14 protein-coding genes and 2 pseudogenes are annotated in these 16,959 nt (G+C 63.7%); 14 read left to right on the top strand and 2 right to left on the bottom strand.

Annotation, left to right across the window (positions count from 1 at the left end; translation table 11 throughout):
- The first annotated feature begins 191 nt into the window (after window positions 1-191).
- Window positions 192-1,142, top strand: a complete 951-nt coding sequence (locus tag CJ301_RS14625) for an IS481 family transposase (RefSeq protein ID WP_099278117.1) — start codon at window positions 192-194, stop codon at window positions 1,140-1,142.
- A 9-nt stretch (window positions 1,143-1,151) separates the two neighbouring features.
- On the opposite strand, the gene CJ301_RS14620 is transcribed toward CJ301_RS14625, so the two are convergent.
- Window positions 1,152-1,909 (bottom strand): IS5-like element ISPso2 family transposase gene (locus CJ301_RS14620; protein WP_099278116.1). Its coding sequence is split into 2 segments (ribosomal slippage): window positions 1,152-1,585 and window positions 1,585-1,909, totalling 759 coding nucleotides; the frame shifts between segments, so codons are not numbered across the junction.
- A 222-nt stretch (window positions 1,910-2,131) separates the two neighbouring features.
- Between CJ301_RS14620 and CJ301_RS14615 the strand changes: the two genes are divergently transcribed.
- The 12 genes from CJ301_RS14615 (at window position 2,132) to rfbA (ending at window position 15,663) form a co-directional block, all read left to right on the top strand.
- Window positions 2,132-3,019, top strand: a complete 888-nt coding sequence (locus CJ301_RS14615; RefSeq protein ID WP_254050169.1) for a KpsF/GutQ family sugar-phosphate isomerase — start codon at window positions 2,132-2,134, stop codon at window positions 3,017-3,019.
- Window positions 3,016-3,810, top strand: coding sequence for a 3-deoxy-manno-octulosonate cytidylyltransferase (locus CJ301_RS14610; RefSeq protein ID WP_099278114.1), 795 nt, complete (start codon window positions 3,016-3,018; stop codon window positions 3,808-3,810). Before CJ301_RS14615 ends, CJ301_RS14610 begins: the two co-directional genes overlap by 4 nt.
- Complete coding sequence (gene kdsA / locus CJ301_RS14605) at window positions 3,807-4,640, top strand: 3-deoxy-8-phosphooctulonate synthase (protein WP_099278113.1); 834 nt, start codon at window positions 3,807-3,809, stop codon at window positions 4,638-4,640. The genes CJ301_RS14610 and kdsA overlap by 4 nt, the downstream gene beginning before the upstream one ends.
- 213 nt (window positions 4,641-4,853) lie before the next feature.
- Window positions 4,854-8,597 carry a capsular polysaccharide export protein, LipB/KpsS family gene (locus CJ301_RS14600; protein WP_099278112.1) on the top strand — a complete coding sequence of 1,248 codons (3,744 nt, stop codon included), beginning with the start codon at window positions 4,854-4,856 and terminating at the stop codon, window positions 8,595-8,597.
- Window positions 8,598-8,656: 59 nt separating this feature from the next.
- Window positions 8,657-9,688 (top strand): capsular polysaccharide export protein, LipB/KpsS family, encoded by a 1,032-nt coding sequence (locus tag CJ301_RS14595; RefSeq protein ID WP_162620550.1) that lies wholly within the window; start codon window positions 8,657-8,659, stop codon window positions 9,686-9,688.
- Window positions 9,689-10,097: 409 nt separating this feature from the next.
- Entirely contained in the window at window positions 10,098-10,709 is a 612-nt protein-coding gene (locus tag CJ301_RS14590) for a ParA family protein (protein WP_162620549.1), read from the top strand.
- Window positions 10,709-10,999, top strand: coding sequence for a hypothetical protein (locus tag CJ301_RS18815; protein WP_162620548.1), 291 nt, complete (start codon window positions 10,709-10,711; stop codon window positions 10,997-10,999). Before CJ301_RS14590 ends, CJ301_RS18815 begins: the two co-directional genes overlap by 1 nt.
- On the top strand, window positions 10,996-11,853 hold the full coding sequence (locus CJ301_RS14585) for a replication initiator protein A (RefSeq protein ID WP_099278109.1): 858 nt from the start codon (window positions 10,996-10,998) through the stop codon (window positions 11,851-11,853). Before CJ301_RS18815 ends, CJ301_RS14585 begins: the two co-directional genes overlap by 4 nt.
- 394 nt (window positions 11,854-12,247) lie before the next feature.
- Window positions 12,248-13,306 carry a dTDP-glucose 4,6-dehydratase gene (gene rfbB, locus CJ301_RS14580; protein ID WP_099278108.1) on the top strand — a complete coding sequence of 353 codons (1,059 nt, stop codon included), beginning with the start codon at window positions 12,248-12,250 and terminating at the stop codon, window positions 13,304-13,306.
- Window positions 13,303-14,184 (top strand): dTDP-4-dehydrorhamnose reductase, encoded by an 882-nt coding sequence (rfbD, locus tag CJ301_RS14575; RefSeq protein WP_099278107.1) that lies wholly within the window; start codon window positions 13,303-13,305, stop codon window positions 14,182-14,184. Before rfbB ends, rfbD begins: the two co-directional genes overlap by 4 nt.
- A complete protein-coding gene (gene rfbC / locus CJ301_RS14570; protein ID WP_099278106.1) occupies window positions 14,181-14,738 on the top strand; it encodes a dTDP-4-dehydrorhamnose 3,5-epimerase in 558 nt (185 codons plus the stop codon). The genes rfbD and rfbC overlap by 4 nt, the downstream gene beginning before the upstream one ends.
- 34 nt (window positions 14,739-14,772) lie before the next feature.
- Window positions 14,773-15,663: a glucose-1-phosphate thymidylyltransferase RfbA gene (rfbA, locus tag CJ301_RS14565; RefSeq protein WP_099278105.1), complete on the top strand. Its 891-nt coding sequence runs from the start codon at window positions 14,773-14,775 to the stop codon at window positions 15,661-15,663.
- Window positions 15,664-16,014: 351 nt separating this feature from the next.
- On the opposite strand, the pseudogene CJ301_RS14560 reads toward rfbA, so the two are convergent.
- Window positions 16,015-16,239, bottom strand: a pseudogene (locus tag CJ301_RS14560) (transposase); the annotation flags it as partial.
- A gap of 23 nt (window positions 16,240-16,262) precedes the next feature.
- On the opposite strand from CJ301_RS14560, the pseudogene CJ301_RS14555 reads away from it, so the two are divergent.
- Window positions 16,263-16,598, top strand: a pseudogene (locus CJ301_RS14555) (transposase); the annotation flags it as partial.
- Window positions 16,599-16,959: the final 361 nt, after the last annotated feature.

The raw sequence follows: 16,959 nt of genomic DNA, 5'->3' as shown, positions 1-16,959 counted from the left end.
CCCCTTGGTCTCTCGGGGACATCGTCATAATTACCGGTAAATGTGCCGTCCTCGATTGATGCATCATCTTGGCCGGGGCAGGGTTTTCAGTTTCTTCGTCCCGCTTGAAGAATGCAGTGCCCGCCGCCGGCTAGGTGTTTGATCCCAAGTTTTGATGGTGCGATCCTTTCTCAGGAATGGAAGGCAGCATTATGGGCCAGGTTCGTCACGGGAGCGCCACGACAACGCACGCTGTCAGAGCTGCAATACAACGATCGCAAGCTTCGCTCGCAACGCTGAGCCGCGAACTTGGGATCAACCCAAAGACGGTGGCGAAGTGGCGCAAGCGCCAGACGGTGGAGGATCTCAAGACCGGGCCGAAGGAGCCGCGCTCCACCGTTTTGTCCGAGGCTGAGGAGGCAATGGTTGTGGCGTTTCGGCGGCACACGCTGCTGCCGCTGGATGATTGTCTTTACGCGCTGCAGCCATCGATCCCGCATTTGACGCGTTCCGCGCTGCACCGGTGCCTGCAGCGCCATGGCATTTCTCGGCTGCCTGACGTGGACGGTAACAAGCCGAAGCGCGAGAAGTTCAAGCGCTATCCTATCGGTTACTTCCACATCGACATTGCCGAGGTTCAGACCGCTGAAGGCAAGCTTTACCTGTTCGTCGGCATTGACCGGACGAGCAAGTTCGCCTTCACCCAACTCGTCGAGAAAGCGGGAAAGATGGCCGCTGCTCAGTTCTTGCGCGACCTGATTACTGCCGTTCCCTACCGGCTGCACACAGTGCTGACCGACAACGGCATCCAGTTCACCAATCGAAACAGCGACACAAGCGCCTTCGAGCACATCTTTGACCGCGTGTGCCGGGAACAGGAAATCGAACACAGGCTGACAAAGGTGAAGCACCCTTGGACGAATGGTCAGGTAGAACGAATGAACCGCACGATCAAGGAAGCGACCGTCAAGCGCTTCCATTACGACGACCACAACCAGCTCCGCATCCATCTGGAGGACTTCATGGCGGCTTATAACTTCGCGCGCCGGCTCAAGACCCTCAGTGGCCTCACACCCTACGAATACATCTGCAAGATCTGGACATCCGAGCCAGACAGATTCACCCTGAACCCGATCCACCAGATGCCGGGACTAAACACCTAGGGTCAGGATTCATAACCAGTAAATGACGAGAGCCGCGAGGGCGATGGCTGAGAGGAACACCTTGGGGCATCGGTCATAGCGGGTCGCGACGCGCCTCCAGTCCTTGAGCCTGCCGAACATGATCTCGATGCGGTTGCGCCGCTTGTACCTCCGCTTGTCATATTTGACCGGCGTCTTGCGTTTCTTCCGGCCTGGGATGCAGGCGCGTATCCCCTTGTCCTGCAACGCTTCTCTGAACCAGTCAGCGTCATAGCCACGATCCCCGAGTAGCCATTTGACGTTTGGTAGGCGACTGAGCAGCGCCCGTGCGCCGATATAATCGCTGACCTGTCCAGCGGTGACGAACAGGTCGATCGGTCGTCCCTGACTGTCGCAGATGGCGTGCAGCTTGGTGTTCATACCGCCTTTGGTTCGACCAATCAGGCGACCACGCCCCCCTTTTTGGCGGCCATGCTGGTCGCCGTTCGGTGGGCCTTGAGGTATGTCGCGTCGATCATCACGGTCGTCTTCTCACCGTGTTCCGCCGACAGTCCGGCCATCATCCGCGCGAAGATGCCCTTTTCGCTCCAACGCTTCCAGCGGCTGTAAAGTGTTTTGTGAGGACCATATGCAGCAGGAGCGTCACGCCAACGCAAGCCATTGCGATTGATGAAAATAATCCCGCTCAGCACCCGCTTGTCATCAACCCGGGGCTTCCCGTGTGACTTGGGAAAGAAGGGAGCCAGACGTGCCATCTGCGCGTCGGTCAGCCAGAAGAGATCGCTCATGTAATCGCTCCGTTTTCGGAGGCGTGAATCACGCAGCGCAACTGAGATCAATGCATCCTGACCGTAGCTTTCTTGAAATGGGCAGGCCGCGGGCTTAGACCGGCGTGACTTGACCTCATTAGGGCTTCTTGCATGACACTCTCCTCACGCATCGCTCCGCCCAGCGATGCTCTCCTCGGCGCCCGGCGGGTTCTCGAAATCGAGGGTCAGGCACTGCTCGACATGGCCGCGGCGCTGCCAGAGGATCTGGCCGCGGCGATCGACTGCATCCAGGCCTGCCAAGGGCGTGTCATCGTCTCGGGCATCGGAAAATCGGGCCATATCGGCCGCAAGATCGCAGCGACGCTCGCCAGCACGGGCACGCCAGCCTGTTTCGTTCATGCCGCTGAGGCGAGCCACGGGGATCTGGGCATGATCACCTCGGCCGATGTCTGCCTGCTGATCTCCAATTCCGGCGAAACCTCGGAACTACGCGACCTGGTCGCCTATACCCGGCGCTTCTCGATTCCGCTGATCGCGATCTCGTCGCGCAACGACAGCAGTCTGATGAAGATGGCCGATCACCGCCTACTGCTGCCTGCGGCCCCCGAGGCCTGCTCGATCGGCATGGCCCCGACCACCTCGACTACGCTGGCCCTGGCGCTCGGTGATGCGCTGGCCGTCAGCCTGATGTCGCGGCGCGGCTTCCGGCCCCAGGATTTCAGCGTCTTCCATCCGGGCGGAAAGCTCGGCGCGCAGATGGCCAAGGTCGAGCAGCTGATGCATGCCGGCGATGCCGTTCCGCTGGTCGATGCCGAGACCGATATGCGCGAGACACTTCTGGTCATGACCTCCAAGGGGTTCGGCATCGCCGGCATCGTCCGCAGCGGCAAGCTTGTCGGGGTTATCACGGATGGCGACCTGCGACGCAACATGGACGGGCTTCTCGATCGCCGGGCGATCGAGATCGCCAAGGATTCACCGGTGACCGTGACCCCGGATGTCCTGGCCGCGACAGCGCTGGCCAAGCTCAACGCGCATGCGATCGGCGCGCTGTTCGTGGTCGACGGGGACGGCGCCCCGGTCGGTGTCCTGCATGTCCATGACTGCCTGCGGGCCGGCGTGGTATGAAAACCGTCCTCCTGATCCCCGCCCGCTATGCCTCGACGCGCTATCCCGGCAAGCCGCTGGCGCGCCTGCGTCAGCCCGATGGCACAACGAAGACCCTGATCCGGATGACATGGGAGGCGGCGCGCAGCGTCACCGGTATCGACGCCATCTACGTGGCCACGGATGACGACCGTATCCGGGCCGAAGCCGAGAGCTTCGGCGCCGAGGTGGTGACGACGTCGGAAAGCTGTGAAAACGGCACCGCTCGCTGCGCCGACGCCTTGGCGCAAGCGGGCATCGCGGCAGATCTGGTGGTCAACCTCCAGGGCGATGCACCGCTGACGCCCCCTTGGTTCGTCGAAGCTTTGGTCACGGCCATGAAGGCCGATCCGGATGCCGCCGTCGCGACCCCGGTCCTGCGTTGCGACGCGCTGACCTACGGGCATTTCGTCGAGGATCGCCGGAACGGCCGTGTCGGCGGCACCACGGTCGTCTTCGACACGCGCAGCGACGCGCTGTATTTCTCGAAGGAGGTCGTTCCCTTCCTGCCCGACAGCGTCCTGGCGGGCGGGGGACCGATCCCTGTCTTCCATCATGTCGGTGTCTACGCCTACCGCCCCGCCGCCCTCGCCGCCTATGCCGGCTGGGAGGCCGGAGCGCTCGAGACGCTGGAAGGGCTGGAACAGCTGCGCTTTCTCGAGAACGGCGTGAAGATACGCTGCGTCGAAGTGGATGCGCGCGGGCGCGCCTTCTGGGAACTCAACAATCCGGCCGATGTGGCGCGGATCGAAGCCGTATTGGAACCGACATGACCCCGACCAATGTGATCGACATCGCCGGCATCCGCGTCGGAGGCGACGCGCCTTTCATGCTGATCACCGGCCCCTGCCAGCTGGAAAGCCTCGATCATGCACGGATGATGGCCGAGAGGATCGCCGAGGCCTGTGCCCCCTCGGGCACCCGTTTCGTCTTCAAGGCCAGCTACGACAAGGCCAACCGCTCCTCGATCGGAACGGCGCGCGGTCTCGGGATGGAAAAGGGGCTGACGATCCTCGCCAAGATCCGCGAGGAATTCGGCTGTCCCGTGCTGACCGACGTGCACGAGGCCGCGCATTGCGCGCCGGCGGCCGAGGCGGCGGTCGATATCCTGCAGATCCCGGCCTTCCTGTGCCGCCAGACCGACCTGCTGCTGGCCGCAGGCGAGACGGGCGCCGCGATCAACGTCAAAAAGGGTCAGTTCCTGGCGCCTTGGGACATGGCGAACGTGGCCAAGAAGATCGCCTCGACCGGCAACAGCCGCATCATGCTCTGCGATCGCGGTACGAGCTTCGGTTACAACACCCTCGTGAGCGACTTCCGTGGCCTGCCCATCATGGCCGCCACCGGTCATCCTGTCGTCTTCGATGCCACCCATTCGATCCAGCAGCCCAGCGGTCGCGGCACCACGAGCGGCGGACAGCGCGAATTCGCTCCCGTGCTGGCCCGCGCCGCGGTCGCCGTGGGCGTCTCCGCCCTGTTCATCGAGACCCACCAGGACCCCGACAACGCGCCGAGCGACGGCCCCAACATGATCCCCGTGGATGAAATGGAATCCCTGATCACCGACCTGCGGCGTTACGACGACCTCACCAAGGGCCGTTGAGCGCCGTCGAGATCCGCCTGCGGGTCAGGACCGCCGCTTTCTGCTGCAGGCGGATCGGGACTGGCTCTCCCCAAGCACCGCCGCGATCTACCGCTGCCCGTTCTTTTCAATTATAGCGGCCCGCAGTCAGGGCGGCCCGCTCGGGCATCCTCCCGTTTCCAAAGGGCCGATCAGAACGCTGCGCAACGACGAAATCGGGAACCGATCAGGGCGATGAGCAAGAAACACGAGAATCAGACCGGCACCCCGGACCTCTATCGCAGGTTCCTCGACCTTCTGGGTCGGCCTAAGAAGCGGGAAATCGCCGACTTCCGCGCGGACCTGCTGGACCGCCGCGGCCTGCCGCACCGGGTCGGTTTCCAGCGAAAGAACCTGGAGACGGCCTTCTCGGCCAATTTGCCGCGGCTCTTTCCCGACCTCGTGGCGGTGGACGAGGCGCAGATCGGGGGGGATGCCCCGGTCCTGATGTATGGCGCGGTTCTGGACGATCTGTCGAAGTCGCATGACAGCACCAAGAACCTGCTGCCCCATGTCGGCACCGAGGATGAGGTGCTGTTCTTCGAGATGGGCTTCCTAGCCTCGACGACCAGCTGGTCCGAGGCCTTGGCCTCGCGGGATCCGAGGCAGGCCTGCCTCGGCTATATTTTCGATGATCGCGCCCAGTACTACATGGCGGATTACGAAACCCGGCTGGATGAAAAGCTGAACGGCGATTTCGTCCTGAGCGCAGCCGAACGGGTACGCGCCGAAAGCGCCATGCGACGCATCGTCGAGGCAAAGATCTCGAAATACAATTCCCAGCCATTCTTCAGGCCGGAAGTCTCGTCCGATTACACGCGGCGGGTCCTGGTCGTGGACCAGAACTTCGCGGATGCCTCGACCTTCTATGGCCGCGCCTCGACGGCCGAGTTCGAGGCGATGCTGCAGGCGGCCATCGCCGAAAACCCGGATGCCGAAATCATCGTCAAGACCCACCCCGATCTCAACTGGGTCAAGGGCGGCCAGCGGCGTGGCTATTTCGACCATTTGAGCTCCGAGGGACGGGTGCGGATCCTGCGCGACGGGGTCAATCCGTTCGAGCTGTTCGAGCTGGTCGACAAGGTCTATGTCGGCACCAGCGGCATGGGTCTCGAGGCGCTTCTGGCCAGCAAGGAGGTCGTCTGTTTCGGCGCCCCCTGCTACGCCGGCTGGGGTCTGACCGACGACCGGGTCGAGATTCCGCATCGCCACCGCAGCCGCGATCTGGCCGAATTCTTCTACGCCTTCTACATCTGGTACACGATCTACCACCTGCCCGAGGGCGAGGTGCCGGCACAGATCGAGGACGTGCTCGATTTCATCGAAGGAAACCGCCCCGTCCAGCCGGTGCCGGATGCGGTCTCTGACGCACCGATGCTGTCGATCGTCATCCCGGTTCACGGCGTGGAGCAATATGTCTCCGAATGCCTGGGGTCGATCCAGCGCCAGAGCCTGCGGGATTTCGAGGTCATCCTGATCGATGACGTCAGCCCCGACCGGTCGGCCAAGGTGATCGAAGGCTTCTGCGCGCGCGATCCGCGCTTTCGGCTGATCCAGCGCGCGGAGAACGCGGGCCCGGGATTCGTGCGAAATCAGGGCATCGACCTGGCCCGCGGCCGCTACGTGCTGTTCATAGATCCCGACGACTACATGCCGGATCCCGGGCATCTCGAACGGGTCGTGAAGATGGCCGAGACCGATCAGGCCGACATGGTCCGGTACCGCAAGCTGCACGAGCAGGTCGAGGACGACAGCGGCACGGTCCTGCAGATGCGTCGCGACGCCACCGAAGCCTTTTTTCCGCAAGAGGTGCATCGCACCTCTCTGGCCGAGCATCACGAGATCGCCCATTCGCGGCACTTCTGGAACTGGCTCTACCGCCGGGACTTCCTGAACGGCGGGAATATCCGCTTCCTGACCACCTACCGCGAAGAGCGCGCCTTCCTGCTGCAGGCCTATTTGGCCGACCCGGTGATCTCGCTCTCCGACAGCAATGGCGTGGTCTACCGGATCCGGCCGCAATCGGCCGTGCGGCGGACGCAGACCATGGCCGATGTCCGCGACCAGCTGCGGAACTTCGACCTCACCGTCGAACAGCTGAACGATCACGGCGCCTTCGATCCCGGCTCGCCGCATTGGTGGCTCGCGAGGTTCCAGGTTTCGCAGTTCCTGCACTACCTATATTTCGGATTTGCCTGGAAGACCGCCCGGAGCGCGCAGGCCACCGATGTTTTCCTCGAAGGGCTGGAAAAGACATTGTCACGGGCCGGGATCGGATCGCAGGACCTGATCCGCGATCCCTCGCAGCTGTCGCGGCAACATCGGCGTGCCAATGCCTACGGGCTGCTTCTGGCCGCGACGCGGTTGCGGCGTATCGATTACATCGAGACCGCGATCGGCCTGTCGCCGGTTCCCGCCGACCGGCTCTACGCCGAATTGCTGCATGAGCCGAAGGACCCGCTGGAACAGGACTTTCAGCGCGCGCTTAACTTCTACGCGCGCAACGACCGCGTCGGCGCACCGGTCACGACGCCTGCGGCGACGACCGAACGCCCGCGGCTGATCCTGCATCTGGGCGCGACCAAGACCGGCAGCACCCTGCTGCAGCACCTTTTGGACGACAACCGGGCGGAGCTTCTGCGGGCGGGGATCTGGTATCCCGAGGTCGGCCTGTTCTGGCAGGAGGACCGGCCGCACAAGCAGGCCGGGCATGCACGCTTCATGGAAGCGGCCGCACAGGGCACCCTCGAGCTGCGGCAGCATATCCTCGACGGGCTGGCCCTGATGAAGGGGCGCATCCACACCATCATTCTGTCGTCGGAAGCCTTCTTCCTAAATCCGAAATCCCTCGCCCTGCCCGAATATTTCGAGGATTTCCCGACCGAAATGGTGGTCTACCTGCGCCGCCAGGACGAATGGGCCAATTCGCAATACGCGGAATTCGTGGCGGGCGGCGCCATCAACGCCAAGAAGTCACGTTTCTCGACCTGGCTGCAGGAAGCCGAGACCCGGGCCTGCCTGGATTACGGTCGGCTGGTCCGCAACTGGGAGAGCCTGCTGTCCAAGGACGCCCTCCATGTCCGGCGCTATCAGCGCGTCCGCGGCGGGTCGTGGAGCATCACCGACGATTTCGCCGAAACCGCCGGCCTGCCGCAGATTGCCGCCCTCCCTGCCCCGCTTAGGCAAAAGCACAACGATGCCCGGCTGTCGGCGGCCCATGTCGAGCTGATCCGGCAGTTCAACAAGCGCTCCTTCCCGCACAAGAAGGCCTATCTGAACTTCATCGAGGATGTCGTGTCGGGTCTCAATGCCTGGCGCCGGGACAAGGGCCTGCCGATGCCCGGCCCGTGGTTCCTCACCGAGGAGATCGCCGACACGATCATGGCGCAGGCCGCGCCCGGTAACGACCGGATCGCCAAGGACTATTTCGGCCTGGAGTCGGGCGAGACGCTGTTTCCGCCCCGCGCGGAGCCCCCCGCGGATTGCCCGGTGCACCTGGCCGAGTTCGACATCGTCGAGACCGCTTACCTCGCGCGCAAGAAGGCCCGCCGCTCCAGAGAGCGCCGCATTGTCAATTACGGGCTGTTCAGCTGGCGGCTGTGGTCGTCGGTCCCGCTTCTGGCCACGATCTACCGTCGGCGCGGGCGCTCGGACCTGGCCCGGGAGCTGCAGAAGCATCCGGTCGGTTTCGCGCAGGCCCATTGGCTCGGCCGACACCCGGTGCTGTGCTGGCTGGCCTATTCGCCCGCCAACACGCTGGGGCCCCGGCAGGTCCTGCGTCTTTGGATCCCGGTCCTGAAACCGCTGGTGCATCAGCGCGGCGGCGAAAGCGCTGTCGTCCGGCTGCGCAGCGAGCCCGTCGCCTTCGTCCGAAATCTCCGGAACCCGGTGGCGCGGATCGTAGGACGGCTGCTTTTTCCGATGGGAGAGCGGACCTGACCGAAAGCCCGCGCAGGATGTCGGACCCGTCTCCGCCAATGCCCAGCGACCGCCGGATCGTGGCGCTGGAGGTGCCGGAGGCGTGGTTCCGGAATCCGCAGGACGGCACGCAGCATCGGATCTTCTACAGCACGCTCCTGGCGAGCCTGGCCGAAATGAACGTCCTGATCGATCCGGTCTGGCTGCCGCGCGGCGCCGAACGCGCCCCGCGCGGCGCGCCGCCCGACCGGTTCCTGATCAGCTTCCACTCCTATGGCGAGGCCGGGAACGTCCTGCGCTGCAAGGAATCCTACATCCCGCCCTTCTACACGATGGACCGGATGGGTTATGCTTGCTTCTCCGAACTGGCCCTCTTTCCCGAGAGGTTCCACGATAAGATTTCCCGGCAGGACCCGGATGCTGCGCGCAGCTTCCTGACCGATCTGGGCCGCGATCTCCGCCAGGCCAACCGTTCGAAATATTCCCAGCCGCCGAAAGACGGCGTCAGGATCGACACGGGCTATGTCTTCGTGCCCTTGCAGATCCAGAACGACTCGGTGGTTCGGGGCAGCTGGCTCGACGCCAGCGCGGCGTTGGATCGTATCGTCTCGGCCGCCTCCGGGCGGGGCCTGAAGACGGTCATCAAGCGTCATCCGCATTGCAAGAGCCGCAAGGTCGCCCGCGTCCTGGCCGAGTTCGGGCGCAACCCGGACGTCACCGTTTCGACCGGCTCGATCTACGATCTGATCCCCGGTGCCGAAATGGTGATCGGCGCGAATTCGGGCGTGTTGTTCGAAGCCTTGCTGCAGGACCGCCCCGTGATCAGCTTTGCCGCCTCTGATTTCGGCCTCGCCGTGCAGCAGGTCCGAAGCCATGAGGAACTGGTCTCGGCCATCACCCGCCCCGCCCCGCCCGACCCAGTCTGGCGGCAGAAATTCCTGTTCTGGTATCTCAACCAGTATTGCGTGCGCGCCGATGACAGCCTGCGGATCCGTCGAAGGATCCAATCCGTACAGAATGGTCCGAAGGGGAGCGAGCGATCCCGCATGGTGCGAAAACTCGATCTCTACGCCTACTCTCTCCTAGATCGCCTCAGGAAACGGTTTTTCTGAACGCTCCCCGGATGAAAGATCCCGAACTCCGTTATGGGAAGTGGCTGAATCTCTATCTCGACAGGGTCCGAATGTCCTTTACGGTGCCGCCTTCATGATCGGTTCAGAGTGCTAGGCTAAAGACGGAGGCGCCGATTGCCCGCCTGAAGCCGACAGGCACCGGCGACGAGGTCCGGCTCGAATACTGGTCACACCGGCGCAAATGGGAGGATATCGATGACATGGGCGGTGTCACCATGCCCCTCGACGACGCGCTCGAGTTCATAGCGAACGAAGCCATCTTCTGGACTTGGACGTGAGAGAAAATGTACAAAGTCGAGCTAAGCTGCCGATCGCAAGCAAAAACTTACATGCGTAGATGCGTACGTGCATGCTTGACTGCGCAGCTGGAGCTACGCAAGGTGACCCCATGAAGACGATGACGATAGCAATGCAGAAGGGTGGAGCCGGCAAGACCGCTCTGAGCCGCAACTTGGCAGCCCTCGCAGCCGAGGAGGGGCAGCGTGTCCTCCTAGTCGATCTCGACCCGCAAGGCACCACTAGAAGGTGGCTCACGCGCCGCCAAGCGGATCACCCCACCATGCTCGATGACGACCCGGAGCCGGGCAATCTACCGGAGATCCTACCGCACCTGAGCAGCCATTTCGACCTGGTGGTGATCGACACCCCGCCGCAGGTGCCCGGATGGATGCAGGACGTGATGGGCGCCTCTGACTTGGTGGTAATCCCGAGCCGAGCCAGCACTGATGACCTAGACGCGATCGGCCCAACAATCGGCGCAGCGAGTAGGGCAGGGGTGCCGTTCGCGTTCGTCATGACGATGGTGAATCCTCAGGCACGCCTCACAGATGCCGCCGCAAGGGAACTTGCACAGCATGGCCGCGTGGCCCCGGTCAATATCAACAACCGCATCGTCTATGGTGAGATGGGCGGGGCCGGGCAGAGCGTCATCGAGGCGAACAACCCGGATGCGCTCGCCGAGATGCAGCGGCTGTGGCAGTATCTGAAAGGGGTGATGTGATGGCAAAGAGCTTCAGTCTGTCAGGCTTGGTAGATACCGAGGCGAAGGCTTCCGATCAGAAAGGGCAGGGGGCTCGCACGCGCTCCAAGCCGAAGGCGGCGCCGAAACCGAAGCCGGCACCTGCCCCCATGTCGCCGAGCAAGAGGCTAAGTCTGGTGCTCGATGGTGAGACCTACCAAGCCCTGCGCCGTCTGTCTTTCGAAACCGGCCGGACGCACCAGAACATCCTCGATGAAGCTGCGCGTGCGTATCTACGCAAACACGCATCTACGCAAGGTTCAGACAGGTGAGCACTGCTAGGGAGCAGCTCGACCTTTTCGTGGCGCTTGTCGGCGACGTTCCCTTGCGAGACGACAAGGAGATGATGAGCGCGCCCATGGTGTCGATCGCGAAGAGAGGTCAACGCCGTATCGAGTGGGAGGGCCCGAGCGGTCAGCAGGTGGTCATCACCTCGACCGAGGGCGACGATATCGCCACAATATGGGATTTCGACTTAGTGATATGGGCCATTTCGCAGCTCAACGCTGCAGTGGAGCGAGACGAGACGCCGGCGCAGACGATCTCTTTTCGGCCGTATGACCTCATGAAAAGCATTCGCTGGTGCGACAGCATGGGCAGGGTAGGTGGCCGAGAATACGAGCGGTTCAAGGCTGCGATGAACCGCCTTCGGGCAACCCGCATCCGAACGACGATCCGTCGCCATGATCGGAAAGACAGACACGAAGACTTCAATCTGGTCTCGGATTTCACCTTCGATGAGATTAAGGATGCCGATGGCCACGCCAGGCCGCTCGGCGCTCAGATAACCATTCCGACATGGATCTACCGGGCCGTAACCGGTAGTCGCAAAGAGGTATTGAGCATCACGCCGCTCTACTTCGACCTCACGTCGGGACTTGACCGGTTCTTGTATCGGCTCGCCAGAAGGCACGCTGGAAACGGACTCAACAACTCGGATGGGTGGGCGTTTTCATTCCGCGACCTGCACCGTAGGTCAGGCTCGCAGATGCGCTATGCCGATTTTGCCAAGGCGTTACGCAAAGCCATCGCTGCGGAAAAAATCCCCACCTACGAATTGATCGAGGAGGGGGGTGCGAACAGCGATCCCCTGTTGCGTATGCGCTACCGCAAGCTACTACTATAAGACACGGGTTTTTACTCCCCCAAGTCACGGGTTTCTACTCCCCAAACCACGGGTTTCTGGTCCCTTAGGGTAATCATAAGAGATTGATTTTTTTAGAAAAATCCTGCCCTTGATTCGGCTTAACTTCTTTAACCTATATATTAACGGAAGAGCGAAAAGCAGATCCTGTGGATAACAGTGCGTCAGGATACCATCACGCGCCCGGCAGCAAGAGAGTCAGATCAGAGCCTCATAGCCAACTGCGGTCGCCCTGTTGGGCGCGGGGCTGTTATCCATGTTGCATGGCAGGGGGCATCGCCCACCCGGATCTTCCGAGCATGTTGTCTTGGAAGGCAAAAGCCGACAGCATGATCCGCCATGAGGGGCCGCGGCCCCGGGAACGAAAGAGCCGGATGTGAAACTTCTGATTACCGGCGGCGCCGGGTTCATCGGTTCGGCCCTAGTGCGGCTGGCGGTGGCGCGCGGCCACGCGGTCGTCAATCTCGACGCGCTGACCTATGCCGCCTGCGAGGAGAACGTCGCACCGGCGGCGGACAGCCCGCTCTATACCTTCGAGCGGGCCGATATCCGCGATCGCGCGGCACTCGACCGCATCTTCGCCGAACGCGCGCCGGAGGCGGTGCTGCACCTCGCCGCCGAGAGCCATGTCGACCGCTCGATCGACGGGCCGGGCGACTTCGTCGAGACCAACATCACCGGCACCTACAACCTGCTCGAGGCGGCGCGGGCCTATTGGGAGGGTCGGGGCCGGCCCGAAGGCTTCCGCTTTCACCACGTCTCGACCGACGAGGTGTTCGGCTCGCTGCCCGCCGACAGGACGATCAAGTTCACCGAAGACACGCCCTACGATCCGCGCTCGCCCTATTCGGCCTCGAAGGCGGCCTCCGACCACCTCGTGCGGGCCTGGCACAAGACCTACGGGCTGCCCGTCCTTCTGACCAACTGCTCGAACAATTACGGGCCTTACCACTTCCCCGAGAAGCTGATCCCGGTGGTGATCCTGAACGCGCGGGCGGGGCGCGCGCTGCCGATCTACGGCACCGGCGAGAACGTGCGCGACTGGCTCTATGTCGAGGATCACGCCGACGCGCTGCTCACCGTGCTGGAGAAGGGCCGGGTGGGCCGCAGCTACAACATCGGCGGCGAGAACGAGCGCAGCAATCTCGAGCTCGTGCGCACGCTCTGCGCCATCCTCGACGAGCTGTGCCCCAAGGAAAGCGGCTTCTACGCCCAGCAGATCGCCTTCGTCGCAGACCGGCCCGGCCATGACGCGCGCTACGCCATCGACCCGACCCGCATCCGCGAGGAGCTGGGCTGGCGGCCCTCGGTGACGGTCGAGGAAGGGCTGAGGCGTACCGTCGCGTGGTATCTCGCCAACGAGGCTTGGTGGCGGCCCTTGCAGTCGCGCGCGGGCGTGGGCCAACGGCTCGGCACCGGAGCGGCGGCGGAATGAGAGTGCTGATCTTCGGCCGGTCGGGGCAGGTGGCGACCGAGCTTTCGCGGCTCGACGGGCAGGGCCATGAGATCCGCTGCATGGGCCGCGATGAGGCCGACCTGTCGGACCCCGAGGGCGCGGCGCGGATCCTCGCGCGCGAGGCCGCGACCGGCTGGCCGCAGGCGGTGATCAATGCCGCCGCATGGACCGCCGTGGACGCGGCCGAGACCAAGGGAGCCGCCGCGCACAGGATCAACGCCGAGGCCCCCGCCGCGCTGGCGCGGTCGGCGGCGCAGGCGCGCCTGTCCTTCGTGCATATCTCCACCGATTACGTCTTCGACGGCGCGGGCGATACGCCATTCGCCCCGGATGCCCCGACCGCGCCGCTCGGCGCCTATGGCCGGACCAAGCTGGTGGGCGAGCAGGGCGTCGCGGCAGCGGCCAACCCCGCCGGCTGGGCCATCCTGCGGACCTCGTGGGTGTTCTCGGCGCATGGGGCGAACTTCGTGAAGACCATGCTACGGCTTGGGGCGGAGCGCGACGCGCTCAACGTGGTGGCCGACCAAGTCGGCGGCCCGACCCCGGCCAATGCTATCGCGCGGGCCTGCGTGACTATCACCGAAGCACTGGCTGCCGACCCGTCGAAGAGTGGCATCCACCACTTCTCCGGCGCGCCGGACACGAGCTGGGCCGGTTTCGCGCGTGAGATCATGGCGCAAGGCGGGCGCGACTGCGCGGTGTCCGGCATTCCCAGCAGCGCCTACCCGACGCCCGCGCCGCGCCCGCTCAACTCGCGGCTCGACTGCCGCAGCACGCAGGCTGCGTTCGGCCTCGTGCGCCCCGACTGGCGCGACGGGCTCGACGCGGTGCTGACAGAGTTGAAAGAGACGACATGAATATCACCGAGACCGACCTGCCCGGCGTACTAATCCTGGAGCCGCGCCGCTTCGGCGACGTGCGCGGCTGGTTCATGGAGAGCTGGAACCGCGAGACGTTGCGCGGCCACGGAATCGAGATCGACTTCGTGCAGGACAACCACTCCTTCTCCGGGCCCAAGGGCACGGTGCGCGGCCTGCATTACCAGAGTCCTCCGCATGCGCAGGCCAAGGTGGTGCGCGTGACGCGCGGGCTCGCGCGCGACGTGGCAGTGGACGTGCGCCGCGGCTCGCCGACCTATGGCCGCCATGTCACGGTCGACCTCTCGGCCGAGAACGGGCGGCAGCTTCTGGTGCCCGAGGGCTTCCTGCATGGCTTCGCGACGCTGACGCCGGATGTCGAGCTGCTCTATAAATGCTCGGATGCCTACGCCCCCGACTGTGACGGCGCGGTGGCCTGGGACGATCCCGACCTCGGCATCGACTGGGGCATCGATCCCGCCTCTGCCACGCTGTCGGACAAGGACCGCGCAGCCCCCCGGTTTGCCGGTTGGACCAGCCCCTTCACCGCCTGAGCGGCCCATTTCAGAGACGATTCCGGAGGTTTTCATGAGCGCCGCGCTTTCCGCCCCCGCCCGCCGCCGCAAGGGCATCATTCTCGCCGGGGGCTCCGGCACCCGGCTCTACCCGATCACCATGGGCGTCTCGAAGCAGCTGCTGCCGATCTACGACAAGCCGATGATCTACTACCCGCTCTCGGTGCTGATGCTGGCCGGCATCCGCGAGATCGCGGTGATCACCACCCCCGAGGACCAGACCCAGTTCCGGCGCCTGCTGGGCGACGGCAGCCAGTGGGGCATCTCGCTCGACTACATTGAGCAGCCGCGCCCCGAGGGGCTGGCGCAGGCCTATATCCTCGCCGAAGAGTTTCTCGCGGGCGCGCCGTCGGCGATGGTTCTGGGCGACAACATCTTCTTCGGCCACGGCCTGCCCGAGATGCTGGCGGCAGCCGATGCGCGTCCCGAGGGCGGCACGGTCTTCGGCTACCACGTCGCCGATCCCGAGCGCTACGGCGTGGTCGATTTCGACGCCGAGGGCCGGGCCCGCGCGATCATCGAGAAGCCCGAGGTCCCGCCCTCGAACTACGCCCTCACCGGGCTCTACTTTCTCGATGCCTCCGCGCCCGAGCGTGCCCGCCAGATCCGCCCCTCGGCGCGTGGCGAGCTGGAGGTCACGACACTGCTCGAAAGCTATCTCGACCAGGGCCAGCTCGGCGTCGAGACGATGGGCCGCGGCTACGCCTGGCTCGACACCGGCACACATGGCTCGCTCCTGGATGCGGGCAATTTCGTGCGCACGCTGCAGGAGCGGCAGGGCCTGCAGACCGGAAGTCCCGATGAGATCGCCTACGGGCTGGGCTGGATCGACCGGGAGGGGTTGAGGGCAAGGGCGCGGATGTTCGGCAAGAACGCCTATGGGGAGTATTTGGAGGGGCTTTGAAGCCAATCTTATCGGAAAACTCCAGTTTCAGATGGTCGTGCTTTCGGAAGGCGGAGCACACAGCACACACACATGGACTGACGTGACTTCGGAACCACATGGCTGGTTTCGACAGTCCATCTGGTTCGTTCGGCTCTTCATCTCCTATAGGCAGTGCAGAGAAATCGGGCTGGGCTCGAAAGCCAGTGAGGCATGAGGAACGATTGAGAAAATCCAATTACTTGCTGGTGACCGCAGCTAGCGCATCACTCCTTTCAGCAGCCACACCGGCTTCGTCAGAGAACTTCGCACGCTTCGACATGTATGGCGGGCCGGGCCTGATCGACATGCCGGTGGCCCATATGCGGCCTAGAAGGCGTCGGATTTCACCCATCTGCGAAACCGCTTGAACACCGTGTTCCATTTCCCGAACTCCTCGGGAAGGTCCCGCCATGGGCAGCCGGTTCGGGCGATCCACAGCACCGCCTCAACAAAGAGGCGAGGGTCCTCGCCAGTCCGCCCAGGATCACATGCGCGGCCACGGCAGTGAGGGGCTATGAGCCTCCATTGCATGTCTGTCAGTATCGTCCGAGCCAAGGTCACCTCCTACGTTGGAAACCTTGAATCATTCAGCAACGGATTTGGGAATCCTCAAACGTCAACAGGCCCTAGTTCAATCCCGACATGGTCTGGACGCCGCCACCAAGCGGCAAGAGGGGTCGGCAGCAAAGCTACAGCGATGCTGCTATCCAAGCCTGCCTGATGATGAAAGTGCTGCTCGGCGTGGCGCTCCGCCAGACGACGGGCTTTGTCGAAGGCCTTTTGCAGCTGATCGGAATGGACTGGGCGGTGCTAGGTTTCAGCACCCTATGCCGACGCCAGAAGGCGTTGGCCTTGGACATCCCCTATCGCGGCCTAACGGACCGCTGCATCTGCTGATCGACAATGCTTCACTTTCGATCATCAGGTCGCCGAGCTCCGGATCCGCATTGCCGTGCTCAGCCGTGCTCACCAGCTTCACCGCGCTCGGCATACCTGTGACAGAGGTCGGGGGATAAGTCCGTCCGGGAAAGGGGCACCTCGGCCATCATCCGTTTTGCGCAACAGATACCACCACAGTTCATCGCGCAGACCTTCCCTAGAGTAAATGTAGCGATGAATGGTGGTCGTGACAGACCCGTAGCCAACCGGCGGGCGACATCCGTCTGAGTAGGGCGCAGTGCGAGGCGCTGAGCCTTCTGGCGGCCGGCGGACGACACGCCCGCGCGGCGATCATCGGCATCAGCGAAAGCCCCTCGAAAAGCCCGGCTGAAATCG

The organism is Limimaricola cinnabarinus (assembly GCF_002723615.1).
GTDB lineage: Bacteria > Pseudomonadota > Alphaproteobacteria > Rhodobacterales > Rhodobacteraceae > Limimaricola > Limimaricola cinnabarinus_B.
Note: the sequence above shows the minus strand (reverse complement) of the source record. Positions and strands in the feature narration are given on the sequence as shown.